Origin of the sequence: Spirillospora sp. NPDC052269, from assembly GCF_040679435.1 — a bacterium.
Lineage (GTDB): Bacteria > Actinomycetota > Actinomycetes > Streptosporangiales > Streptosporangiaceae > Spirillospora.
This window is the reverse complement of the sequence record NZ_JBFAUU010000007.1, coordinates 441,281-464,327: the sequence shown is the minus strand read 5'-3', so window position 1 is coordinate 464,327 and position 23,047 is coordinate 441,281. Positions and strand designations below refer to the sequence as shown.

22 protein-coding genes and 1 rRNA gene are annotated in these 23,047 nt (G+C 72.5%); 12 read left to right on the top strand and 11 right to left on the bottom strand.

Features of this window, described 5'->3' with window-relative positions:
* Positions 1-92 (bottom strand): 16S ribosomal RNA (locus AB0L06_RS18315); the annotation flags it as partial.
* 592 nt (positions 93-684) lie between these two features.
* On the opposite strand from AB0L06_RS18315, the gene AB0L06_RS18310 reads away from it, so the two are divergent.
* Positions 685-1,560: a patatin-like phospholipase family protein gene (locus tag AB0L06_RS18310; protein WP_500232186.1), complete on the top strand. Its 876-nt coding sequence runs from the start codon at positions 685-687 to the stop codon at positions 1,558-1,560.
* A gap of 68 nt (positions 1,561-1,628) precedes the next feature.
* Here AB0L06_RS18310 and AB0L06_RS18305 read toward each other — a convergent pair whose 3' ends face one another.
* The 3 genes from AB0L06_RS18305 to AB0L06_RS18295 all read right to left on the bottom strand — a co-directional run bounded on the left by AB0L06_RS18305 (position 1,629) and on the right by AB0L06_RS18295 (position 5,946).
* Positions 1,629-3,062 carry a pyridoxal-dependent decarboxylase gene (locus tag AB0L06_RS18305; protein WP_500232185.1) on the bottom strand — a complete coding sequence of 478 codons (1,434 nt, stop codon included), beginning with the start codon at positions 3,060-3,062 and terminating at the stop codon, positions 1,629-1,631.
* A 125-nt stretch (positions 3,063-3,187) separates the two neighbouring features.
* On the bottom strand, positions 3,188-4,396 hold the full coding sequence (locus AB0L06_RS18300) for a lipase family protein (protein ID WP_500232184.1): 1,209 nt from the start codon (positions 4,394-4,396) through the stop codon (positions 3,188-3,190).
* Between the two features lie 179 nt (positions 4,397-4,575).
* Positions 4,576-5,946: a nucleobase:cation symporter-2 family protein gene (locus AB0L06_RS18295; RefSeq protein ID WP_500232183.1), complete on the bottom strand. Its 1,371-nt coding sequence runs from the start codon at positions 5,944-5,946 to the stop codon at positions 4,576-4,578.
* A 155-nt stretch (positions 5,947-6,101) separates the two neighbouring features.
* Between AB0L06_RS18295 and AB0L06_RS18290 the strand changes: the two genes are divergently transcribed.
* A complete protein-coding gene (locus tag AB0L06_RS18290; RefSeq protein ID WP_500232182.1) occupies positions 6,102-6,308 on the top strand; it encodes an I78 family peptidase inhibitor in 207 nt (68 codons plus the stop codon).
* 51 nt (positions 6,309-6,359) lie between these two features.
* Here the strand turns inward: AB0L06_RS18290 and AB0L06_RS18285 are convergent, their stop codons facing one another.
* Positions 6,360-7,103: a TetR/AcrR family transcriptional regulator gene (locus AB0L06_RS18285; protein WP_500232181.1), complete on the bottom strand. Its 744-nt coding sequence runs from the start codon at positions 7,101-7,103 to the stop codon at positions 6,360-6,362.
* A gap of 5 nt (positions 7,104-7,108) precedes the next feature.
* Positions 7,109-7,540 (bottom strand): hydroxyphenylacetyl-CoA thioesterase PaaI, encoded by a 432-nt coding sequence (paaI, locus tag AB0L06_RS18280; protein ID WP_500232180.1) that lies wholly within the window; start codon positions 7,538-7,540, stop codon positions 7,109-7,111.
* Between the two features lie 89 nt (positions 7,541-7,629).
* On the opposite strand from paaI, the gene paaA reads away from it, so the two are divergent.
* From paaA to paaE, 5 genes are read left to right on the top strand one after another with little or no spacing between them, the layout of a single operon-like run.
* Entirely contained in the window at positions 7,630-8,643 is a 1,014-nt protein-coding gene (paaA, locus tag AB0L06_RS18275) for a 1,2-phenylacetyl-CoA epoxidase subunit PaaA (RefSeq protein WP_500232179.1), read from the top strand.
* The gene (gene paaB, locus AB0L06_RS18270) at positions 8,640-8,924 is read left to right on the top strand and encodes a 1,2-phenylacetyl-CoA epoxidase subunit PaaB (protein WP_500232178.1); all 285 of its coding nucleotides are present in this window, start codon (positions 8,640-8,642) and stop codon (positions 8,922-8,924) included. Before paaA ends, paaB begins: the two co-directional genes overlap by 4 nt.
* Before the next feature lie 10 nt (positions 8,925-8,934).
* Complete coding sequence (gene paaC / locus AB0L06_RS18265) at positions 8,935-9,777, top strand: 1,2-phenylacetyl-CoA epoxidase subunit PaaC (protein ID WP_500232177.1); 843 nt, start codon at positions 8,935-8,937, stop codon at positions 9,775-9,777.
* A gap of 31 nt (positions 9,778-9,808) precedes the next feature.
* A complete protein-coding gene (gene paaD, locus AB0L06_RS18260; protein ID WP_500232176.1) occupies positions 9,809-10,291 on the top strand; it encodes a 1,2-phenylacetyl-CoA epoxidase subunit PaaD in 483 nt (160 codons plus the stop codon).
* 1 nt (position 10,292) lies between these two features.
* Positions 10,293-11,384, top strand: a complete 1,092-nt coding sequence (paaE, locus tag AB0L06_RS18255; protein ID WP_500232175.1) for a 1,2-phenylacetyl-CoA epoxidase subunit PaaE — start codon at positions 10,293-10,295, stop codon at positions 11,382-11,384.
* Here the strand turns inward: paaE and AB0L06_RS18250 are convergent.
* Positions 11,372-13,801 carry an ATP-binding cassette domain-containing protein gene (locus AB0L06_RS18250; protein ID WP_500232174.1) on the bottom strand — a complete coding sequence of 810 codons (2,430 nt, stop codon included), beginning with the start codon at positions 13,799-13,801 and terminating at the stop codon, positions 11,372-11,374. The two genes, paaE and AB0L06_RS18250, sit on opposite strands and share 13 nt — an antisense overlap.
* 68 nt (positions 13,802-13,869) lie before the next feature.
* On the opposite strand from AB0L06_RS18250, the gene AB0L06_RS18245 reads away from it, so the two are divergent.
* On the top strand, positions 13,870-14,787 hold the full coding sequence (locus AB0L06_RS18245; protein WP_500232173.1) for a MauE/DoxX family redox-associated membrane protein: 918 nt from the start codon (positions 13,870-13,872) through the stop codon (positions 14,785-14,787).
* On the opposite strand, the gene AB0L06_RS18240 is transcribed toward AB0L06_RS18245, so the two are convergent.
* Positions 14,684-16,855, bottom strand: a complete 2,172-nt coding sequence (locus AB0L06_RS18240) for an MMPL family transporter (protein ID WP_500232172.1) — start codon at positions 16,853-16,855, stop codon at positions 14,684-14,686. The two genes, AB0L06_RS18245 and AB0L06_RS18240, sit on opposite strands and share 104 nt — an antisense overlap.
* A gap of 187 nt (positions 16,856-17,042) precedes the next feature.
* On the opposite strand from AB0L06_RS18240, the gene AB0L06_RS18235 reads away from it, so the two are divergent.
* The 4 genes from AB0L06_RS18235 to AB0L06_RS18220 are packed head-to-tail and all read left to right on the top strand — an operon-like array spanning position 17,043 to position 19,938.
* Complete coding sequence (locus AB0L06_RS18235) at positions 17,043-18,227, top strand: sensor histidine kinase (protein ID WP_500232171.1); 1,185 nt, start codon at positions 17,043-17,045, stop codon at positions 18,225-18,227.
* Positions 18,224-18,895 (top strand): response regulator, encoded by a 672-nt coding sequence (locus AB0L06_RS18230; protein WP_500232170.1) that lies wholly within the window; start codon positions 18,224-18,226, stop codon positions 18,893-18,895. The genes AB0L06_RS18235 and AB0L06_RS18230 overlap by 4 nt, the downstream gene beginning before the upstream one ends.
* A gap of 60 nt (positions 18,896-18,955) precedes the next feature.
* Positions 18,956-19,498 carry a DinB family protein gene (locus tag AB0L06_RS18225; RefSeq protein WP_500232169.1) on the top strand — a complete coding sequence of 181 codons (543 nt, stop codon included), beginning with the start codon at positions 18,956-18,958 and terminating at the stop codon, positions 19,496-19,498.
* A 44-nt stretch (positions 19,499-19,542) separates the two neighbouring features.
* Positions 19,543-19,938: a YchJ family protein gene (locus AB0L06_RS18220; RefSeq protein WP_500232168.1), complete on the top strand. Its 396-nt coding sequence runs from the start codon at positions 19,543-19,545 to the stop codon at positions 19,936-19,938.
* A 108-nt stretch (positions 19,939-20,046) separates the two neighbouring features.
* On the opposite strand, the gene AB0L06_RS18215 is transcribed toward AB0L06_RS18220, so the two are convergent.
* From AB0L06_RS18215 to AB0L06_RS18205, 3 genes are all read right to left on the bottom strand, one after another.
* A complete protein-coding gene (locus AB0L06_RS18215) occupies positions 20,047-20,895 on the bottom strand; it encodes a lysozyme (protein WP_500232167.1) in 849 nt (282 codons plus the stop codon).
* 182 nt (positions 20,896-21,077) lie between these two features.
* On the bottom strand, positions 21,078-22,094 hold the full coding sequence (galT, locus tag AB0L06_RS18210; protein WP_500232166.1) for a galactose-1-phosphate uridylyltransferase: 1,017 nt from the start codon (positions 22,092-22,094) through the stop codon (positions 21,078-21,080).
* A gap of 37 nt (positions 22,095-22,131) precedes the next feature.
* Complete coding sequence (locus AB0L06_RS18205) at positions 22,132-22,923, bottom strand: DeoR/GlpR family DNA-binding transcription regulator (RefSeq protein ID WP_500232165.1); 792 nt, start codon at positions 22,921-22,923, stop codon at positions 22,132-22,134.
* Positions 22,924-23,047 lie beyond the last annotated feature (124 nt).

The following is a 23,047-nucleotide window of genomic DNA, read 5'->3' as shown; positions in this document are numbered from 1 at the left end:
CGAGTACCCCCGAAGGGGCCTTTCCGCTCGACTTGCATGTGTTAAGCACGCCGCCAGCGTTCGTCCTGAGCCAGGATCAAACTCTCCATCAAGGTCCAAACGACGATCCCCAGGGGCGAACCCGGAAACCATCAAACCCGAAAGAGGATCCGAAGATCCCAGCAAAACAATCCACAAGATTGCTTGCCTCAAAGAAATCCCTGCACCCGAACCGAAGTCCAAGTGCACGGGGCGATCAGACAAAACTGCCTGATCGATAAAGGCACTGGCTTTTAACACGCTGTTGAGTTCTCAAGAAACGGACACCCACGCGCTCCGTCCGCATTCTCTGCGGCCTTCGCTCCGTGGCGACTCATTTACTTTATCAGTTCCGCCCGGCTTGTCAATTTCCGGCCGATCCCGATTCCGCGGTTCCCGTCCACTTTCGCGGCCGTTCCCTGCAGCACTTCCATTTCACCAGATCCGCACCGATTCACAAAATCGAGCCTTTCTGGCATGCCACAACACACAGGGCATACAGAATCGCCATGTCCTGATGATCGTGAAGGGGCTCCCCCGGTCCGGCCGCTGCGAGAAACGCGCGTCCGGCATCCCGTGGGGACGAGGAGTGAACCTACGTCCTCCGGAGGAGGTTGTCAAACCAGGCGGGTGGAATACGTCCGGGTTGTTCTACGCTGCCCGGTCATGGCCACTAATGATCTTCAGGAGGAGCACGTGACGGGACGGACGGCGCTGGTGCTGGGTGGAGGCGGCGTCGCGGGCATCGCCTGGGAGATCGGCGTGCTCGCGGGGCTGGCCGAGGGCGGTGCGGACGTGCTGGGCGCCGACCTCCTCGTGGGGACGTCGGCCGGGTCGTCGGTGGCGGCCCAGGTGGGCGCCGGGCTCTCACCGGACGAGTTGTACGCGCGGCAGACGGATCCGGCTCTGCAGAACCACGAGTTCGTCCCGCCGGGTGTGTCCCTGGAGCGGGTGTGGGAGCGGATGGGGCAGATCATGGCCGACAGCACCGACCTCACCGAGATCCGCCGTGGGGTGGGGGCACTCGCGCTGGCCACCGAGACCGTCCCGGAGGAGGAGCGGTACGCGGTGATCGAGGGACGGCTTCCGGTGCACGAGTGGCCGGAGCGTCCGCTGGTGGTGCCGGCGGTGAACGCCACGACGGGTGAGCCGGTGATCTGGACGAAGGACTCCGGGGTTCCGCTGGTGGACGCGGTGGCGGCGAGCTGCGCCGTCCCGGGGATCTGGCCTCCGGTGACGATCGGGGACGTCCGGTACATCGACGGCGGGATCCGGTCCATGGTGAACGCGGACCTGGCGGCCGGGTTCGAGCGCGTCCTGGTCGTGGCGCCGCTCACCGACCCGACGCTGGACGAGCAGGTGGAGGCGCTGCGGAACGGCGGGGCGGTGGTGGACGTGATCCTCGCGGACGAGGCGTCCGTCGCGGCGTTCGGGACGGACCCGCTCTCCCCCGAGACCCGCGTGCCGTCCGCCAAGGCGGGGAAGGTCCTGGGCCTCGCAGCCGCGGCTGCGGTCGCCGGGCACTGGGCCGACAGGGCCTGACCGCACCTACGAGCGACCGGTCGCAGAACGGGCCGCCGCCTTCTGGGCGGCGGCCCGTTCGCGTCGGGTCAGGGAGTGGTCTCCTCGCGGATGCGGTCCCAGGCGGCGAGGATGTGGCGGCGTTCGGTGCTGGGGGCGCCGATCGCCACGCGCATCAGGACGTGCCCGTCGATCTTGGTGTGGCTGAGGAGGAGGTCGCCGGACGCGTTGAGCCGGTGCAGGGCGTCAAGGGTGGCGATGTTGGCCTCCTCGGTGGCCAGGCCGTCCCACTTGGGACGGAAGCAGACCAGGCCGAACGGGTGGTCGGGGCGGACCTCGTAGCCGGGGTCGGCGGCGATGAGGGCGGCGAGCTCGTCGGCGAGGCCGGAGCCGGTGCGGATGTGCTCGCGGAGGCCTTCGGCGCCGTACCAGCGGATGACCGACCAGAGTTTCAGGGCGCGGAAGCGGCGGCCGAGCGGGATCTGCCAGTCGCGGTAGTCGATGACCTCGCCGGAGGTGGTGGCCTTGTTCCGCAGGTACTCGGGGAGGATCGACAGGGCGTCCAGCATGGGGGCGCGGTCGGCCATCCAGAGCAGGGTGCAGTCGAAGTTGGTGAGCATCCACTTGTGCGGGTTCGTCGAGTAGGACGCGGCGTACTCGGCGAGGCCCTCGTTGATCCAGCGGAACTCGGGGCAGACGGCGGCGACGCCCGCGTAGGCGGCGTCCACGTGCAGCCAGACGCCGTGCCCGCGGCAGACCTCGCCGATCGCGGGGACGGGGTCGACGGCGGTGGTGGACGTCGTGCCGACGGTCGCGCAGACCATGGCGGGGGTGGCTCCGGCGGCGACGTCCTCGGTGAGGAGGGCGTCGAGGTGGGCCGGGTCCATGGCGAGGGTGACGGGGTCGACGTCCACGACGCGGACGTTGTTCGCGCCGACGCCGGCGACGCGGGCGGCCTTCTCCAGCGAGGAGTGCGTCTGCGAGCTGATGTAGAGGGTGTAGCGGCGGTCGATGCCGTCGCGTCCGGTGGCTCCCCCGCCGGCCTGCTGCAGGGCGGAGAGGAGGGCGACCAGGCAGGCGCTGGACGCCGAGTCCTGGATGACGCCGTTGCCGCGGAACTTGGCGGGCAGGTCGAGCAGCTCGGCCGTCCAGTCGGCGACGCGGGTCTCCAGCTCGGTGGCGGCGGGGCTGGTCGCCCACATCATCCCCTGGACGCCGAGCCCGGACGACAGCAGGTCGCCGAGGATGCCGGGGCCGGAGGCGTTGGACGGGAAGTAGCCGAAGAACGAGGGGTGCTGCCAGTGGGTGACGCCCGGCAGGATGTCCCGGTCGAGGGCGGCGAGGAGTCCGTCGAAGCCCTCGCCCTTCTCCGGCGGGTGCTCGGGGAGGGCGTTCAGGACGTCGCCCGGTTCCGCCCGGGACATCACGGGCCGCGACGCGATCGACTCGTGGTAGTCCGCGATCCAGTCGATGACCTGCTTGCCGTACCGCCGGAACTCCTCCGGTGTCATGTGGCTCGCCACCACACCTCCTCAGGTTGGACGTTTGCTGTGCGCCTGCCGGGTTTGTGGTGTTCTGTTCCGGCAGGCGCTCGCAGCATAGGCGTGCGGTGTCCTGCGCTTCCAGAGGGTGACGGCAGGTCTGTCCATCAGCAGTTACCCGTGACGGGCCGTCCCTGAAAGCGGTCGCTGAGGAAGCCGGCCATGTCGGGCGCCGCCTCGACCAGTCCGAGGGCGTGCTCGGCGAGCGGGTAGATCCGCCAGGTCAGGTTCGCTCCGGCCCGGCACCAGGTCCTGTGCAGGGTGTCCGCCTGGACGAGGGGGACGAGCTCGTCGAACCCGGCGTGGGCCTGGAAGACCGGCATGGACGGTTTGACCGCGCCGAGCCTGTTCTCGGTGAAGCGGGCCTGCCAGGCGGGCGCGTCCAGGGGGTTGGCGGTGGTGAAGTCGGTGATGTGGCGGAACGCGGTGCCGGCGATCGCGCCGACGCCGTCCACGCTGGCCAGGCACACGTCCTTGTTGGCGGCGAGGAGCTTGCGTCCGGCGTCGTTGAGGTAGCCGTCCAGCTTCAGTTCGGGGTAGGCGGCGTCGAAGCCGACGGCGGACAGGAACGCCAGGCCCATGCCGGCGCTTCCGTCCAGGAACCTGCCTACGGCGACGAGGTCGGCGGGGATGCCGCCCGCGCTCACGCCCTTGATCTGGAGCTCGGGCGCGTAGGAGGAGGCGAGCTGGGCGGCCCAGCCGACGGATCCGCCGCCCTGGGAGTACCCCTCGAGGCCGACCGGCGTGCCCGTGCCGAGGCCGGACGACGGGAGGCGTTCGGCGGCGCGGGCCATGTCGAGGACGGCGCGTCCCTCGGACCGGCCGACCGTGTAGGTGTGGACGCCGGGGGTGCCGAGGCCCTCCATGTCGGTGACGGCGACGGCCCATCCCCTGTTCAGAAGGTCGTTGATGAAGAGCTGCTCGTAGTCGAGGCCTCGGGACAGCGTGTAGGACGGGGCGCATTCGTCGCCGAGGCCGCGCGTCCCGACGCCGTAGGAGACGAGCGGGCGCTTGCCGCCTCCCATCCATGGGGTCTTGGGCACCAGGACGGTCCCGGAGACGGCGATGTCCTGGCCGGTCGCGTTGACCGAGCGGTAGAGCACCTGGGTGGCCGTCACGGACGACGACAGCGGGAAGTTCGCGGCGCGGGAGCGGATGACGTCGCCCGGGCTGCCCGGGGGCAGCGGGACGGGCGGCTGGTAGAAGGCGTCGTTCTCGGGCGGGACGGAGTCCGCCCGGGCCGTCCCGGCGGGGAGCGTCGCCGTCGCGGTGGCCAGGGCCGCCGCGAACACGGCCAGGGTGCGTGGGAATCTCACCTGGACCTCCTCGGGTCCGCCGGACGGCCCGCGCCGTCCGGCGTGTGCCCTGAAATGTGACATCAGGAGCCCGCTGGGTCATAGGTGTCGAAGGATGGAAAAACGGCCGGGCCCTGTCAGGTGACCGACAGGGCCCGGCCGTCGCGACCGCGATGTCGGGGGCCGCGGCGACCCGTGGGTCAGGCGGTCGTGGCGGGGACGGACTCCTCGGTGGCGGCCGGTGGCCTGCGGGTCAGGACGTTGAACACCAGGTTCAGCAGGATCGCGGTGAGGCTGCCGAGGACGATGCCGCTGTTCAGGATGGACGAGACGTCGCGCGGCATGTTCTCGCCGAACGCCGGGATGGTGGACGGCACGAACGCCATGCCGATGCTGACGGCGACGATCAGGGCGTTCCGCTCGTCCTTCAGGTCGGCCTGGGCGAGGGTCTGGATGCCGACGACGGCGACCATGCCGAACATCACCATCGCCGCGCCGCCCAGCACGTCCGGCGGGATGGACGCGACGTAGGCGGCGGCCTTCGGGAACAGGCCGAGGATCATCATGATGAACCCGGCGGCGACCACGACGAACCGGCTGCGGACGCCGGTCAGCCGGACGAGCCCGACGTTCTGCGCGAAGCAGGTGTACGGGAACGCGTTGAGGGTGCCGCCGAGGAAGGTCGACAGGCCGTCCGCGCGGAGCGCCCGGGTGATGTCGTCGTCGCTGACGGTCTTCCCGACGATCTGGCCGGTGGCCTTGGAGTCGCCGACGGTCTCGACGACCGTCACCAGCATGACCAGCAGCATCGCGATGCAGGGGCCGATCTGGAAGGACGGCGCGCCGTAGTGGAACGGCGTGGTGACGCCGAGCCAGTGGGACTTCCCGACCTGGTCGAACGAGGTGTCGCCGAGCAGCCACGACACGACCGTCCCGCCGACGAGGCCGAGCAGGATCGCGACGCTGGACAGGAACGGGCGCCGCAGCCGGTACAGCACGACGATGAACAGGACGGTCCCGCCCGCGTACGCCAGGTGCTTCCAGCTGCCGAACTCGGGCTTGCCCTTCAGCACCGCGCCGCCGGCGGCGTCGGTGAGCGCGTTCGGGATGAGCAGCAGGCCCATGATGGTCAGGACGGAGCCGGTGACGACCGGCGGGAACAGCTTCAGCACCCGGCCGAGGACGGGGGCGGCCAGGAACATCACGATCCCGGACGTGATGGTCGCGCCGTAGATGGCCAGGAGCGCGGCGGTGGGGGTGGCCGCGCCCTGCCCGATGGCGATCATCGGGGCGACCGCGGTGAAGGTGACGCCCTGCACGATCGGCAGCCGCACGCCGATCTTCCAGAACCCCCAGGCCTGGATGATCGTGGCGATGCCACAGGTGAACAGGTCCGCGTTGATCAGGTACACGAGCTGCTGGGGGGACAGCCCGATGCCGCTCGCCACCAGGATGGGGACGACGACGGCTCCGGCGTAGAACGCCAGGACGTGCTGGAATCCGTAGAGGGCCAGCTTGGGCAGGGGGAGCACCTCGTCCACGGGGTGCTTCCGCGTGCCTTCCTCCGACATGCCTGCCTTGCCTTTCGAACGGTAGGTAAATGACATGCGTGGTGGCCCCGGCCGAGGGGACGGGGCCGAGGCCCGAGAACCTATCGTCCCGGCCTCCCGGCGCTCGCGGGCGGGGGCCGATTGACCTCGGCAAACACCGGGCGGATCATGGCGGGATGGAACTGGGGCAGCCGGAGCGGGACGAGGCGCTGGGCGCCTACGTGGGCCTTTCGGCGGACGAGGCGGAGCGGCGGGCGCGGGACCGGGGCTGGACGACGGTGCGGCCGCTGGAGCCCCACGCGGTGGTCACGATGGAGTACCGGCAGGGCCGGATCAACTTCACGGTGGACGGTGGACGCGTCACCAAGTGCTGGGCCGGCTGAGGCGAAACGGCCGCTGGGCCGGAGCGGACCGGGTCCGCTCCGGCCAGGGCGTCAGGAGGGGCGGCGTAGGCCGTCGAAGAGCAGGGCGGCCAGGCCGTCCGCGACGGCCTCGCGGGTCATGCCACCGTCCGGGCGGTACCACTCGGTGAGCGAGTTGACCGCGCCGAACAGGACGCGCGCGGCGAAGCCCGGGTCGAGGTCGTCGCGGACCCCGCCCTCAGCGGCGGCCTGGGCGACCAGGCTCGCGAGGCGGTGGTCGAACTCGCGGCGCCGTTCCAGGGCACGGCGCTCGACGTCGGAGTTGCCGCGGACGCGCAGGAGCAGCGTGACGTAGGGCTGTTCGTCCACCAGGACGCGGACGGCGCCCCGGACCGTCCGTTCCAGGCGCTGGGTGGCCGTGACCGCCGGATCCGGCGTTTCGGAGGCGGGGGCCGGGCCGTCCGGGGTTGGGGTCTGGCCGTCCGGGGTGCGGGTCTGGCCCTCAGGGGTGCGGGGCAGGCCGTCGGGGGTGGTCGCGGCGTCGTCGGGGGCGGGCGCCGGACGGTCGAGCTCGGCGTCCAGGACGGCGAACAGGGCGTCCAGGGCGCGGTTCACGGCCAGGTCAAGGAGTTCCTCCTTGCCGGACACGTGATGGTAGATCGCGGACTTGGTGATGCCGAGGCGGCGCGACAGCTCCTCCATGCCGGTGCCGTCGTAGCCGCGTTCGTTGAAGGCGGCGACGGCGACGTCCAGCAGGCGGGCACGGTCGTAGCCGGGGCGTCCGCGACGTCCTCCCGTGACCGGTGGGGTGCTCATATCGGTCACTTTGACACAGCCTCGGGGGTGGTTCCGCGGGCGGCGAGTTCGCGGGAGCGGCCCCGGAACTCGGCGATGATCTCGTCGCCGCGCCTGATCGTGATGTCGTAGACGCCGCTGCGGCCGTACCGGACGCGTTCGCGGGCCTCGGCGTGCAGGACGTCCCCGGCGTAGGCGGACCTGACGAAGGTGATGTCGGCCCCGGCGGCGACGGTGACCGGGCCGTGGCTGTTGCAGGCGCAAGCGAACGCGGTGTCGGCGAACAGGAAGACGTAGCCGCCATGGGCGAGGCCATGCCCGTTGACCATGCTCTCGGTCACGGTCATGCGCAGGTCGGCGCTGCCGGGCCCCCAGGTGATCAGTTCGATGCCGAGTTCCGCCGAGGCCCGGTCGGCCGCGAGCATCGCGTGCACAGGGCCTTCGTGGGTGTCGGTCATGTCCGGGTCCTTCCGGGGTGTCTTGCCGTGGACGGGTGTCATCCCTCAGACTAATTACTGAACGAATGGTCGGTAAGGAAGTGGGGCCGATGACGCAGACCACGACCGCCGCGGGGCCCGGGGCCGAGGACCGCCTCCAGGCGCACTTCGACGGGGTGATCGCGCACGACCGGCGGATCGAGCCGCGCGACTGGATGCCGGACGCCTACCGGGGCACCCTGGTCCGGCAGATCGCCCAGCACGCGCACTCGGAGATCATCGGGATGCAGCCGGAGGGCGCGTGGATCACCCGCGCGCCGTCGCTGCGCCGCAAGGCGATCCTGTTCGCCAAGGTCCAGGACGAGGCGGGCCACGGGCTGTACCTGTACGCGGCGGCGGAGACGCTGGGCGTGGACCGGGCCGACCTGACCCGGCGGCTGATCGAGGGCCGGCAGAAGTACTCGTCGATCTTCAACTACCCGACCCTGTCGTTCGCCGACGTCGGGGTGATCGGCTGGCTGGTGGACGGCGCGGCGATCTGCAACCAGGTGCCGCTGTGCCGCAGCAGCTTCGGCCCGTACGCGCGCGCGATGGTGCGCATCTGCAAGGAGGAGTCGTTCCACCAGCGGCAGGGCTACGAGCTGCTGCTGACCATGATGCGCGGCACCGCGGCCCAACGGGCGATGGTGCAGGACGCCGTGGACCGCTGGTGGTGGCCGTCGCTGATGATGTTCGGGCCGCCGGACGCGGCGTCCCCGAACTCGGCGCGGTCCATGGCGTGGAAGATCAAGCGGCACAGCAACGACGAGCTGCGGCAGCGGTTCGTGGACATGACCGTCCCGCAGGCCGAGAGGCTGGGCGTCACGCTGCCCGACCCGGAGCTGCGCTGGAACGCCGAGCGCGGACGGCACGACTTCGGCACCCCGGACTGGGACGAGCTGAAGCGCGTGATCAGCGGGGACGGCCCGTGCAACGAGGAGCGGGTCGAGCGGCGCCGCCGCGCCCACGAGGACGGCGCGTGGGTCCGCCAGGCAGCGGCCGCGCACGCCAGGAAGCAAGCCGCCCGCCAGGAGGCCGACCAGAAGGCGGCGGCCGCCGGGCCGGACGAGCGGGAGGCGCGATGAACCAGGACTGGCCGCTGTTCGAGGTGTTCGTCCGGGGCAAGCGCGGGCTGAACCACGTCCACGTGGGGTCGCTGCACGCGGCGGACTCCCGGATGGCGCTGACGCACGCGCGCGACCTGTACACCCGGCGGAACGAGGGCGTGTCGATCTGGGTGGTGCGCTCGTCGGACATCACCGCCTCGACGCCGGACGAGAAGGACCCGTTCTTCGAGCCGAGCGGCGACAAGGTGTACCGGCATCCGACGTTCTACGACATCCCCGACGACGTCCCGCACATCTAGGGAGGCGACGATGCGCGAAGACGATCACGTGTACCTGTCGCTGGCGGAGGCGCAGGACGACTCCCGCTGGGCGTTCGGCACGGGCTTCGAGGACCCGCTGCACGGCGTGGACACGACCGTCCCGGACGGCGTGGACCCCGCCGGGCTGGCCGCGCTGTGCCTCGGTCTCGGGGACGACGCGCTGGTCTCGTCGCAGCGGCTCGCGGAGTGGTGCACGCGCGCGCCCGAGCTGGAGGAGGAGGTCGCGCTCGCGAACATCGGCCTGGACCTGCTCGGCCAGGCGCGGATGCTGCTCACGCGCGTCGGCCAGGTGGACGGCACCGGGCGCACCGAGGACGACCTGGCCTATCAGCGCGAGCCCGAGGACTACCGGAACGTCCGGCTCGTGGAGCTGCCGAACGGCGACTTCGCGTTCTCGACGGCCCGGCTGCTGGTGTTCTCCGCGCACCGGCTGGCGGTGTTCGAGCGGCTCGCGGGCGGGCACCCGGACCCGGTGCTGCGTGCGGTCGCCGCGAAGGGCGTCAAGGAGCTGGCCTACCACCGGCAGTACGCCGCCGAGTGGGTCGTCCGGCTCGGGGACGGCACGGACGAGTCGCACCAGCGCATGCGGGAGGGCTGGGAGGCGATCGCGCCGTACGTCGACGAGCTGTTCCGTGCGGTGCCGTCGGTTCCGGACGTCCGGGACGAGGTCGGGGCCGTCCTCGCGCAGGTCGCGGAGGCGGCGACGTTGACCGTCCCGGAGTTCGCGCCCATGGGCGGCTCCGGACGCGACGGGGTGCACACGCCGTGCCTGGCACCGCTGCTGTTCGAGATGCAGAGCGTGGCCCGTGCCCTCCCGGGAGCCAGTTGGTGAGCGTGTCCGGAGGCCGATGATGAGTGTTTCGATGAGGGCTCGCGAGGTGGCCGAGCGGGTCGCCGATCCGGAGCTGCCGATGCTGACGCTGGCGGACCTCGGCGTCCTGCGGGACGTCGAGCAGGCCGCGGACGGCTCGGTCACGGTCGCGCTGACCCCGACGTACAGCGGCTGCCCGGCGATGGCCGAGATGCGCGCCGACGTGGTGCGGTCGCTGCGCGAGGCGGGCTTCGCGGACGTGCGGGTCACGACCGTCCTGGATCCGCCGTGGACGTCCGACTGGATCAGCGAGGCGGGCCGGCGGAAGCTGGCCGAGTACGGCGTCGCGCCGCCCGGTGAGGCGCCGCGCGGGCCGGTCCCGCTGGTGCTGGGGGCCGTCCGGCGGGCGGTGGAGTGCCCGCGCTGCGGGTCCGGCGACACCGAGGAGACGTCCCGGTTCTCGTCCACGGCGTGCAAGGCGCTGTGGCGCTGCCGGTCCTGTTCCGAGCCGTTCGAGCACGTCAAGGAGATCTAGCGTGACCGTTTCGGCGACCACCGCCCCCGTCCGCCGCCGCCGGACCTTCCACAGGCTGCGCATCGCGGGCGTCGAACGGCTCTGCGCGGACGCGGTCGCCGTCACCTTCGACGTGCCGCCCGAGCTGGCCGAGGAGTTCGCGTTCCGGCCGGGGCAGGCGCTGACATTGCGGCGGATCGAGGACGGCCGGGACGAGCGCCGTTCGTACTCGATCTGCGCGCCCGCCGGGTCCCCGCCGCGGATCGGCGTCCGCGAGGTGCCGGGCGGGTTGTTCTCGTCGTGGCTGGTCAACGAGGCGCGGGCGGGTGACGAGGTCGAGGTGATGGGCCCGACGGGCACGTTCACCCCGGATCTCGGCGAGCCCGCGCACCACGTGCTCGTCGCGGCGGGGTCGGGGGTGACGCCGATGCTGTCGATCGCGGCGTCCGCGCTGGCCGCGCATCCGGACACGCAGGTCACGCTGCTGTACGGCAACCGCCGCACCGACACGGTGATGTTCACCGAGGACCTCGCCGACCTCAAGGACCTGCATCATGCGCGGTTCCAGCTCGCGCACGTCCTGTCGCGGGAGCCGCGCGAGGCCGAGCTGCTGTCCGGGCGCATCGACGCGGAGCGGTTCGCCGCGCTCGTCGACGGCCTGGACCTGCGGGACGCGTCGCACTGGTGGCTGTGCGGGCCGATCGGGATGGTCGAGGACGCCCGGAGCGTCCTCTCCGGCCTCGGGGTGCCCGCCGAGCGCGTCCACCGGGAGCTGTTCTTCGCCGAGGACGAGCCGGTCACGCCGCTGCGGCACGAGGACGCGGCGCCGGAGGGCCCGGTCAGCGAGGTCACGGTCACGCTGGACGGCCGGTCGACGACCGCGTCGCTCCCCCGCGACCGGACCGTCCTGGAGTCGGCGCAGCGCGTCCGGCCGGATCTGCCGTTCGCGTGCAAGGGCGGCGTCTGCGGGACGTGCCGGGCGAAGGTGACGTCCGGGTCGGTGCACATGCGGCGGAACTTCGCGCTCGAGCCGGCCGAGGTCGACGCCGGGTACGTGCTGACCTGCCAGTCCTTCCCGGAGACCGACGAGGTCTCGGTCGACTACGACGACTGACCGGCGCGGCCGCCTCCGCTGCCGCGGCCGCCGCGGAGGGCTTCGGCGAGGTAGGGCGCGGTGCGTCCGGACGAGGCGGCGACGGCGGCCGGGAGGCCCTGCGCGACGACGCGTCCGCCCGCCGCGCCGCCGCCCGGGCCGAGGTCGATGACGTGGTCGGCGGTCGCGACGACGTCCATGTCGTGCTCGACGACCACGACGGTCGCGCCCTCGTCGACGAGCGCCCTGAGCTGCCCGACCAGGACGTCGGTGTCGGCGGGGTGCAGGCCGGTGCTCGGCTCGTCCAGGACGTAGAGGGTGTCGCCGCGCCGGGCCCGCTGGAGCTCGGACGCCAGTTTCACGCGTTGCGCCTCACCGCCCGACAGTTCCGTGGCGGGCTGGCCGAGGCGGAGGTAGCCGAGGCCGACCTCCTGCAGCGTCCTGAGGGAGCGGGCGGCGGGGCGGACGTCGGCGAGGAAGCCGGCGGCCTCGTCCACGGTCATGTCGAGGACCTGCGCGATGTTCACGTCGCGGTAGGCGACCTGGAGGGTCTCGGGGTTGTAGCGGGCGCCGCCGCACACCGGGCAGGGCGCGTACGTGCTCGGCAGGAACAGCAGTTCGACGGAGACGTAGCCCTCGCCCTGGCAGTTCTCGCAGCGGCCTCCGGCGACGTTGAAGGAGAAGCGTCCGGCGTCGTAGCCGCGTTCCCTGGCCTCGGCGGTGTCGGCGAACAGCTTGCGGACGGCGTCGAACAGGCCGGTGTAGGTCGCGAGGTTGGAGCGCGGGGTGCGTCCGATGGGCTTCTGGTCGACGCGGACGGCGCGTCCCGCGGTCTCGGTTCCGGTTTCGGAGGGGCTGTCGGCGATGGCGTCCAGGAGGCTGGTCTTGCCGGAGCCGGAGACGCCGGTGATCGCGGTGAACACGCCGAGCGGGACGTCCACGTCGAGGGAGCGCAGGTTGTGGCGGGTGACGCCGCGCAGCTTCAGCCATCCGGACGGTTCGCGCGGCGTGTGCTCGGGACGTTCGGCCTCGCCGAACAGGTAGCGGCGGGTGACCGACGCGGGGACATCGCGCAGGGCGTCGACCGGGCCGCTGTGCAGGACGTTCCCGCCGTGGACGCCCGCGCCGGGACCGACGTCCACGATCCAGTCGGCGCGGTGCACCACCGAGAGGTCGTGCTCGATGACGAACAGGCTGTTTCCGGCGGTTTTCAGCCGTTGCAGGCTGTTCATGAGCGCTTCGGTGTCGGCGGGATGCAGACCGGCGGACGGCTCGTCCAGGACGTAGACGACGCCGAACAGGCCGGAGCGGAGCTGCGTCGCCATCCGCAGGCGCTGCAGCTCGCCCGCCGACAGGGTCGTGCTGGCGCGGTCGGTGCCGAGGTAGCCGAGGCCGAGCTCGGTCAGCACCTCGATGCGTTCGATGAGGTCCTGGGACAGGACGGCCGCCGGGCCCGCCCCGTGCGCGTGCGGGCGCAGCACGGCGGCGAGGTCGGTCAGCGGCAGCGCGGCCAGATCGGCGATGTCACGTTCGGCGAAGGTGACGGCGAGCGATTCGGGACGCAGCCGCTTGCCGTGGCAGACCGGGCAGATCGCGCTGGTCATGAAGCTCTCCGCCTTCTGGCGGCGCTTCTCGCTCTTCGACTCGGCGTAGGCGCGCAGCACGAGCCGCTTGGCGCTGTGGAACGTGCCCCGGTAGGTGCCCTGCGTGCGGTGGGCCTCGCGCACCGGGTGGACGGTCACGACGGGCTGCTCGTCGGTGAACAGGATCCAGTCGCGGCGGTCCCTGGGCAGTTCGCGCCACGGCTTGTCGGTGTCGACGCCGAGTTCCTCGAGGATCTCGCGGAGGTTCTTGCCCATCCAGCCGCCCGGCCAGGACGCGACGGCGCCCTCCCTGATCGACAGCGACGGGTCCGGGACCAGGGACGCCTCGGTCACGTCGTGGACCTCGCCGAGCCCGTGGCAGTTCGGGCAGGCTCCGGCCGGGGTGTTCGGCGAGAACGCGTCGGAGTCCAGGCGCCCGACGCCCTCGGGGTAGTCGCCCGCGCGGGACAGGAGCATCCGCAGCGAGTTCGACACCGCCGTGACCGTCCCGACCGAGGAGCGGGAGGACGGGGACGAGCGGCGCTGGCCGAGCGCGACCGCCGGGGGCAGGCCGGTGATCTCGTCCACGTCCGGGGCGCCGACCTGGTGCAGCAGCCGCCGCGCGTACGGGGCGACCGACTCCAGGTAGCGGCGCTGGGCCTCGGCGTACAGCGTTCCGAAGGCAAGGGACGACTTGCCCGATCCGGACACCCCGGTGAAGATCACGAGCGCGTCGCGCGGGACGGCGACGGTCACGTTCCGCAGGTTGTGCTCGCGGGCGCCCCGGACGCGCACGAACGGATCCGACGCCCCCGCGTCCGCCGCGGTGGCCTCGATGTCCCCCGGTGAGTCCATGATCCTCACATTACGGCAGCTCACGGAGGCTGGATTAGCATGACCCGTTCCGGAGGGGATGGGTAGGGATGAGCACGATCGTTCTCGGGGCGGCCGGGCCCGCGCTGGTGGTGGTGCTGGTGGTCGCGGCGTCCGGCAAGCTGCGTGATCCGCGCGGTTTCGCGCTCGCCGTCTCCGGATACCGGCTGGTGCCGTCCCGATGGGCGGGGGCCGTGGCACGGACGGTGATCGTCGCCGAGGCCGTGATGGCGTTGCTGCTCGTCCTGCCCTGGACGCGGCGGGTCGGGGCGGTCGGCTCGGGTGTGCTGTTCCTCGGGCTGCTGGCCGCTCAGGCGTCCGTGCTCCGGCGTGGGCTGCGGGTGGATTGCGGCTGTTTCGGCCGTCCGGGGCGGACGACCTTGGTCGGGCCGGTCAGCCTGGCCCGTGCGGGCGCGATGCTCGCGCTCTCGGTCATGGCGACGCTCGCTCCCGGAATGCCCGTTTCGGGGTTGCCGCTCGCCTTCGGATACCTGCTGGTCATCGCCTTGCTCGGGCTGGTGCTGCGCCCGGGGCCGGTGCCGGTGGACGTCTCGCCGACGGTCGGGACGGCGGCGCGCGGGCCTCGGGCCGGGGAGCGGTTCGTCCTGGCGGGCCGGGTCGCGGCGGAGGGTGAGACGACGCTGTTCGCGCTGGTCGCTCCCACCTGCGGGACGTGCCTGGACGCTTTGCCCGGTTTCGTCGAGGCGGCCGAGCAGGTGCGGGTCGTGGTGGTGACCTCGTTCGGGGAGACCGCCGCGTTGGCCCGCAGCGGTCTCCCCGTGGTCGTCGATCCGGACGTCTTCGAGGCCAACGGCGTTCCGTGGCCGCCCTACGCGGTGCTGGTCGACGCGTCCGGGACCGTCCTCATGTCCGGGCCGGCGGACTCTCCGGGACGGCCGGCCGCGCTGCTGCGCGCTGCGGGCGCCGTCCTGGCGTCCACCACGCCCACTCCCCCAGCAGGCGCATGACGGCGGGCACCAGCAGCCCGCGCACGACGGTCGCGTCCACGAGCACCGCCAGGATCAGCCCGACCCCGATGACCTGCATGAACACGATGCCGGACGCGAGGAAGCCGGCGACCACCACGACCATCAGCAGCGCCGCGCTGGTGATCACCGTGGAGGTCCGGCGGACGGCCGACGCGATCGCCTCGGACGGGTCGGCGGTGCGGGCGCGCTCCTCGCGGATCCGGGCGAGCAGGAACACCTCGTAGTCGACGGCGAGGCCGAACGCGATCGCGACGATCAGCACCGGGAAGTCGGCGTCCACCGCCCCGACCGGGGTGAACCCGAGGACGCCGGAGAGCCACCCGTCCTGGAAGATCAGCTTGATCGCGCCGAACGCGGCGGTCAGCGACAGCAGGTTCAGCAGCAGCGCCTTGACCGGCAGGACGACCGAGCCGAACGCCCCGAACAGCACGGCGAACGTCACGAGCGCGACGAACGCCAGCATCCACGGCACGCGGACGCCGATCATGTGGACGATGTCCACGCGCGAGGCGGGCATGCCGGTGAACAGCGCCCGGGTGTGCGGCGGGGGCGAGGTGGCACGTAGGTCGTTCACCGTCCGGACGGCCTGGCGCGACATCGGGTCGAAGGCGTAGCCGAGGGAGATCCGGGCCTGGTCGCCGGACGTGCCGGTGACGGTCGCGCCGCGCACGCCCGGGACGTCCGCGAGACGGCGGGCGTAGGCGTCGAGGGCGGGACGGTCCGCCTCTCCCCGGACCACGGCGGTGATCTGCTTGGCGGGGTCGGCGGCGAAACGGTCGCCGAGCTCGCGCGTGACGACCCGGGCGTCCGCGCCGGACGGCAGCACCCAGTCACCCGGCCGCGCCCAGTTCACCCCGAGGAACGGCGCGCCGAGCGCCAGCAGGACCGCGACCAGCCCGACCGTGCTGAGCAGGGGCCTGCGCATGACCAGGTGGGCCGTCCGGTGCCAGCGGGCGCCGGGGTCGCGGAGGCGCGGCAGCGGGACGCGCAGCGCGTTCACCCGGTGTCCGGCGAAGCGCAGCAGCGCGGGGAGCAGCGTGAGGGATCCGGCGACGGCGAAGGCCACGACGGCCGCGCCCGCGTAGCCCATCGAGCTGAGGAACCGCGACGGGAACACCGTCAGCCCGGCGAACGAGACGGCGACGAGCAGGCCGGACACCGCCACCGTCCGTCCGGCCGTCGCGACCGTCCGGGCGACCGCGCCGTCGAGGTCCGCGCCGTCGAGGTCCGCGCCGTCGGGGTCGGCGCCGCCCTTGCCCAGTTCGTCCCGGAACCGGGTCACCATCAGCAGCCCGTAGTCGATCGCGAGGCCGAGCCCGAGGATCGTGACCACGTTGACCGAGAACGTCGAGACGTCCGTGAAGAACGTGACCGCGCGCAGGACGGCGAACGAGCCGAGCGCGACGAGCACGCCGACCGCCAGCGGCAGCGACGCCGCGACCAGGCTGCCGAAGACCACGACCAGCAGGACGACCAGCAGCGGCATCGACACGCTCTCGGCGCGGGCGACGTCCCGTCCCGCACGGGCGTTGACCTGCTCGGTCATCGCCGTCACCCCGCCGAACCGGACTTCGGTCCCGGGCGCGGCGAAGGCCGGTTCGATCTTCTTCAGCGCCCTGACGCGCTCCTGGTCGTCGGTGGACGCGAACCGCACGGTCACGTACGTCGCGCGCCGGTCGCGGGACACGAACGCCGGGTCGCCGGTCGACCAGAAGGTGCTCAGCTCCGCGATGCCGGTGCGGGGCACGGCCTCCACGGCCTTGCGGATGGACGCCGCGACGGACGGATCGTCCACACCGCGCGCACCCGTGTCGTACAGGACGACCACGTCCGGCGCGTGCCGTCCGAGGGGTCCGGCGAGGATCCGGTCGGCGGCGACCGACTCGCTCTTCGGATCGTCGAAGCCCGCGCCGCCCGTCAGGGACCCGAACACGCCCGTCCCCCACACCCCGGCGAACACCGCGAATCCGACGGCGGCCACCACCACCCAGCGCCGCCGCCGGGCCGCGAACCGGCCCAGGGCGGCGAACATCGTCTGCTCACTCATGCCGGTCAGCCTCGCGACCGGCGTACCGGCCGCGCCTCGCCCAGACGGCCCGTCCACCTGTCCGATCGGGCGGCCCTTCGGACCGCCCCGCGCGGCCGGACGGTCCGGGTGGCGCGGCCAGGCGGAGGAGGGCGGGTCGTCCACGTGGAGGAGCGTGCGCCCGTTCCGTCCGGTTTAGGCTCGTTCTGTGGGCGGGACTTGGGGACGGGCGCGGATCGCGCGCCTCGCAGTGGTGGCCTGCGCGGTCGGCTACCTGGTGCTGTTGCGCGGGCCCGGCACGGCGCACGCGGGCGCGGAGTGGACGATCGCGTCGGTGTCGCTGGGCGTGCTCGTCGCCGCGGTGCGCTGGCCGCTCGCCGCGGCGTTCGTCCAGCCCGTCCTGCTGGTCCTCGCCGCGCGGTACGGATCCGGGACGCCGATCGTGGAGAAGGTCGCGGCCAGCATCGCGGTGTTCGAGGTGACCCTGCGGCGCGACCGCCGGGAGGCCGCGCTGGCCCTCACGGCGCTCGCCGCCGGATACACGGCGATGTGGGCCGGGGAGGCGGCGCAGGACGTGGCCTCGCTCGCCTACAAGGGCACGGTCATGCTCGCCCTCCCCGTGCTGCTGGCCGCGTACCTGCGCTCGGTGGAGAACGAGGCGAAGGCCGCGCGCGAGCGGGCGGCCGAGGCCGAGCGGCGGCGCGAACTGGCCGAGGAGGCGACCCGGATGGCCGAACGCACCGCGATCGCCCGCGAGCTGCACGACATCGTCGCGCACCACATGGCCTCGATCGTCCTGCGCGTCGGCGTCGCCCGCCACGTCTTCTCGGAGGCCAGGACGGAGCCCGGTGCTTCGGGGGCGGGTCTGGGGGATGCCCGGATCGGTGAGGTGCTGGACGATGTGCACGGCAGTGCGGCGACGGCGCTCGCCGACCTGCGGCGGCTGCTGGCCGCGTTGCGCGCCGACCCCGGACGCGACCTCGGTGCGCTGATGACCGACCCCGGGGATCTGCCCGCCGCGCTGGCCGCGGTCGTCGACCGGGCGGAACGTGCGGGAGTGAAGGTGGACGCCGAGGTCGGCGGGGATCTGACGCGGCTCGACGCGGTGCGGGCCCTGACCGTGCTGCGGCTCGTCCAGGAGGGGATGACGAACGTGGTGAAGCATGCCGGGCCGGGCGCGGTGGTGCGGCTGGAGGTCGCGGCGGACGACGAGGGGCGTGTGCGCGTGGAGTTGGCGAACGACCTGCGGGGCGGTGCGTCCGCGGAGGGATCCGGGCACGGCCTGCCGGGGATGCGCGAGCGGGTCGAACTCGCGGGCGGGACGCTGACGGTCGGGCCGTCCGGCGGCGGCTGGCGGCTGGCGGCGCTGCTGCCCGCGGGAGGCGCCGCGTGATCCGGCTGATGATCGTGGACGACCAGCATCTCGTCCGGTCCGGGCTGCGGATGCTCTGCGACTCCGCGCCCGACCTGGAGGTCGTCGGGGAGGCCGCGGACGGGCACGAGGCCGTCCGGATGGCGGCCCGGCTCGCGCCCGACCTGATCCTGATGGACCTGCGGATGCCGCTGCTGAACGGCACCGCCGCGACCGAGCGGATCCTGCGGGACCGGCCCGGAACCGTCGTGGTCGTCCTCACCACGTTCGACGACGACGATCACCTGTACCCGGCGCTCTCGGCGGGCGCGCGCGGCTTCCTCGCCAAGGACGTCGAACCCGCGCAGCTCCTGGACGCGGTGCGGCGCGCGGCCGCGGGCGACACCCCGTTCAGCCCGCGCGCGCTGCGCCGCCTGGTGGAGCAGGCCGTCGCCGCCCGCGACGCCCGGGCCGCCGAGCCCGGGAGCGCCGCGCCGGACCTCACCGACCGCGAACGCGAGGTGCTGACGCTGGTCGCCGAGGGCCTGGCGAACGCCGAGATCGCCGCGCGCCTTCACCTCGGCGTCACCACGGTCAAGACGCACCTGGCGAGCCTGCTGGCCAAGACCGGCTGCCAGAACCGCGTCCAGCTGGCCGTCCACGCCGCCCGCAACGACCTCGTGGACGGCTCTCCCGTCGACATGCGGTAGGCACGTTGGGCACGTCGAAATGTTGTAGGTCGATTTCCGGGGTGTCGGTCATGATGGGGTATGACGTCCGCTCCGGAATCGCTCATCGCCCTGTTCGATTACGCCTGGACGCGCACCACGGACCGGCTCGTCGGTCTCACCGACGCGGAATACCTCTGGGAGCCCGTTCCAGGCGGCTGGACGGTTCGTCCCGACGCGTCCGGGCGCTGGCGCATCGACGCCGACGGCGGTGGCGGCCCCGCGCCGGATCCCGTCCCGGTCCCGACCATCGCGTGGCGGATGGGGCACTTCGGGATGGGGTTCGTCGACTTCGGGGAACGCCTGTTCAACGGCCGGAACATCACGATCGACGAGTTCGAGATCTCCGGCACGGCGGACGGCGGCATCGCCTTCCTGGAGAACGCCTACCACCGGCACTGGCGCGAGCCCCTCGGGAAACTGACCGCCGAGGAGTGGTGGCGCCCCGCCGGCCCGGCGTTCCACGGGTACGCCGGGACCCCGGCCTTCGACGTCGCGATGCACGTGCTGGACGAGTTCGTCCACCACTCGGCCGAGATCGGCGTCCTTCGCGACCTCTACGGCAAGGTCGAGCCCGTCCGCTGATCCCCCGCGGCTCGGGCCCCTCGCTGAGCGGCGAGAATAGGGACATGCCCAAACGCCGTTCCGAGTCCTGCCCTTGCGGGCTGCCCGCTCCCTACGCCGACTGCTGCGGCCGGTTCCATCGCGGGGAGGCGAAGGCCGAGACGGCCGAGCGGCTGATGCGGTCGCGGTACTCCGCGTTCGTGAAGCTGGACGCGGAGTACCTGCTGCGGAGCTGGCACCCGGCGACGCGTCCGGAGCGCCTGGACTTCGAGCCGGGGCTGCGCTGGGAGGGGCTGGAGATCGTCCGGACGTCGGACGGGACGGCCGGGGACACCCGGGGCGTCGTCGAGTTCCGGGCCCGCTACGTCCAGGACGGTCAGCGCGGCGACCTGCACGAGGTGAGCCGCTTCGTCCGGTACGACGACGCCTGGGTGTACGTGAACGGCCGCATCCAGTCCTGACCGGAGACCGGGTGGTCGCGCCCGGCGGCCGACCGGCCGGAGACCAGGTGGCCGGAGACCGGGTGGCCGCGCTTTGGCGGCGGCACCCGGTCACCGGCCCTGGACGGATCAGCTGCGGGCGAAGACCTGGAGGCGGCTCAGGTCGCCGTTGAAGTAGTCCTGGTCACCGGGGAAGGTGCCGCTGTCGGCCCACTGCCAGATCGTCTGGTAGCCCCAGTTGTACGGCATCGTGCCGGGGCTGCCGTTGTAGTTGGCGAGCACCAGCGGGTTGGTGGACGCGAACGCGCCCAGGTTGCCGGTGCACTGCGACCACCAGCTCGTGGCCGTGTAGATCGCCGGGTAGCGGCCCGTCCGGGCGCGGTACTCGTTGCTGAACGACAGGATCCAGTTCACCATCCCGCTCTGCGAGAGGCCGTAGCAGGACGCGCCGTAGGGGTTCCACTCGATGTCGAGCATGCCCGGCAGGGTGCGGCCGTCGGCGGACCAGCCGCCGCCGTGGCTGATGAAGTAGTCCGCCTGCGCCGCGCCGGACGAGGCGTTCGGCACCGCGAAGTGGTACGAACCCCGGATGAGGCCGGCGCTGTAGGAGCCGTTGTACTGCTGCGCGAAGTACGCGTTGGTGTAGTTGGTCGACTCGGTGGCCTTGACGTAGGCGAACTTCGCGCCGTTGGCCGCCACCGACGACCAGTTGACGTTGCCCTGCCACCCGCTCACGTCGAGGCCGGGCGTCTGGGTGGCGGCGATCGAGTACTGCTCGGGGGCCTTCTTGAAGTGCTCGTGCTTGACGACCTGCGAGCCGAGCCAGTGCCGCTCGGGACCGTTGGCGGACGCGGCGGGAGCACCCGGAGCGGCCGGTGCGGCAGGGGCGGCGGACGCGGCGGGGACGGTCGCGGCCATCACGCCTGCGGCGAGCGTGACGGACAGGGCGGCTGAGAGCAGCGTGCGGCGAGGGGCCATGGGAGGACTCCTGGGGACGGGGGGACGAATGAGACGCTGCGGTGGTTATAACCCGCTTTCGAACCCCCTGCGAAGACCGCCCGGCACGTTTGATGGCGTCTTTGAGCACCGCCACCGATCTTTGGCAGCTTCCGCCCTCCCGCCCGCACCGCCCGTTCGGCTATGGCCGCCCCTCGCGCGGCTCAGACGGTGCGGAGGCGCTCGGCGGCGGCCTCGGGACGGACGTCGTTGAGGAACGCGCCCGATCCGGTCTCGACCGAGGCCAGGTACTTGAGCTTGTCGGCCGTCCGCTGCGGCGTGTAGACCTCGACCCACAGGTGGGAGCGGTAGCGGGCGACGGCGGGCGGGGTCTGGTGCCAGCCGGCCATGTACGGGACGTCCTTGTCGAAGAGGCGTCCGAACCGTCCGAGGACGTCCGCGTAGAGGCCCATCAGCTCGACGGCCTCGTCCTCGCCGAGCGCGGTGAGGTCCGGGACGTGCTCGCGCGGGACGATCTGCGCCTGGTACGGCCAGCGCGCCGCGTACGGGACGAACGCGACGAAGTTCGCGGTCTCGGCGATGACCCGCTCGCCGTCCGCCTCCCGCTTGACGACCTCGCAGAACACGCAGCCGTCGTGCGCGAGGACCTGCCGGGTCCGCGGCGTCAGGTACGGGAAGGCGTAGATCTGACCGTGCGGGTGGGAGAGCGTCGCGCCGATCTCCGCACCGCGGTTCTCGAAGATGAACACCTCCTCGACGTCCGGGCGGGCGCCGAGTTCGCGGGTGCGGTCGGTGAAGGCGCGGGCGACGGTCGCGAGGCGCTCGGACGGCAGGTCCGCGAACGTCGCGTCGTGGTCGTCGGTGAAGCACACGACCTCGCACCGTCCGCCGGCCGGGCCGCCGAGCGACGGGAACCGGTTCTCGAAGATCGCGACGTGGTAGCCGTCCGCCGGGACCTCGCTGTCGGCGTGCCCCGGGCAGAGCGGGCAGGCGGCGCGCGCGGCGGCGTCGGCGGTCGGCAGGAACGTCCGGGTCTGCCGGTGCGCGGCGATCACGATGTGCTCGCCGCTGACCGGGTCGAACCGGATCTCGGGACGCGGCTCGGACGGCGCCAGGTCGCGCGGGTCGCGGGCGGTCCGGTCCAGGCCCGGCACGTCGTCGAAGTAGATCAGCTCACGGCCGTCGGCGAGCGTCACCGAGGTGCGGGCGGTGTCCGCCATGGGGTGCTCCATCAGGGGTTCGGTGCGATTCGGGAGTTCAGGAGGGGTCGGCGCGGTGGACGGTCACGCCCGTCTCGGCGAGCGCGGCGAGTTCGGCGCCGTCCGCCGTGGCGTCGGTGAACAGATGCGCGATCCGCTCGGCCGGGACGGTCTGGAACACCGCGTCCGCGCCGATCTTGGTGTGGTCGGCGAGGACGACGGGATGCTCGGCGGACGCGGCGATCGCCCGGTCGGCCCCGGCGACGGCCATGTGCGGGGTGGACAGGCCGCGTCCGGCGGTCAGCCCGTTCCCCGACAGGAAGGCGTGCCGGACGCGGATCGTCCCCAGGAACCGCTCGGTCTCCGCCCCGACCAGCGCCCGGATCGGCCCGCGCAGCGTCCCGCCGGTCAGCACGACCTGCGCGGTGCGCGAGTCGGCGAGCGCCTCGGCGACGGCCAGCGAGTTGGTGATGACGGTCAGGCCGGGCACCGCGGCGAGCCTGAGGGCGAGCTGCCGCGTCGTCGTCCCCGGGCCGATCACGACCGCGTCGTCCGGCCCGACGAGCCCGGCGGCGGCCTCCGCGATGGCCGCCTTCTCGTCGACGGCGACGGTCGACTTGTCCTGCTGTGTGGGCTCGTGCGCCAGCCCGGCGACCGGCGCGGCGCCGCCCCGGCTGCGGGCGAGCAAACCGCGCGTCTCAAGGGCGCGCAGGTCCCGGCGGACCGTGGCCTCGGACGCCCCCAGGGCCTCGGCGAGCCCCTGGAGCGGCATCGCCCCGCGCTCGCGCAGAAGCCGGAGCAGCCGCTCGTGGCGCTCGGCGGCGAACCGAGGCTGCGTACCGTCGGTCACGATCCACCCCCTATCGCTCACTAACGTACCAAAACCGCTCACTAACGCACGAGGCGGCGCCGTCCGACCGGTTCACCGGCGACGTCTGGTGGGACGTGATCTACGCCGGGCGCGAGCCGTCCCA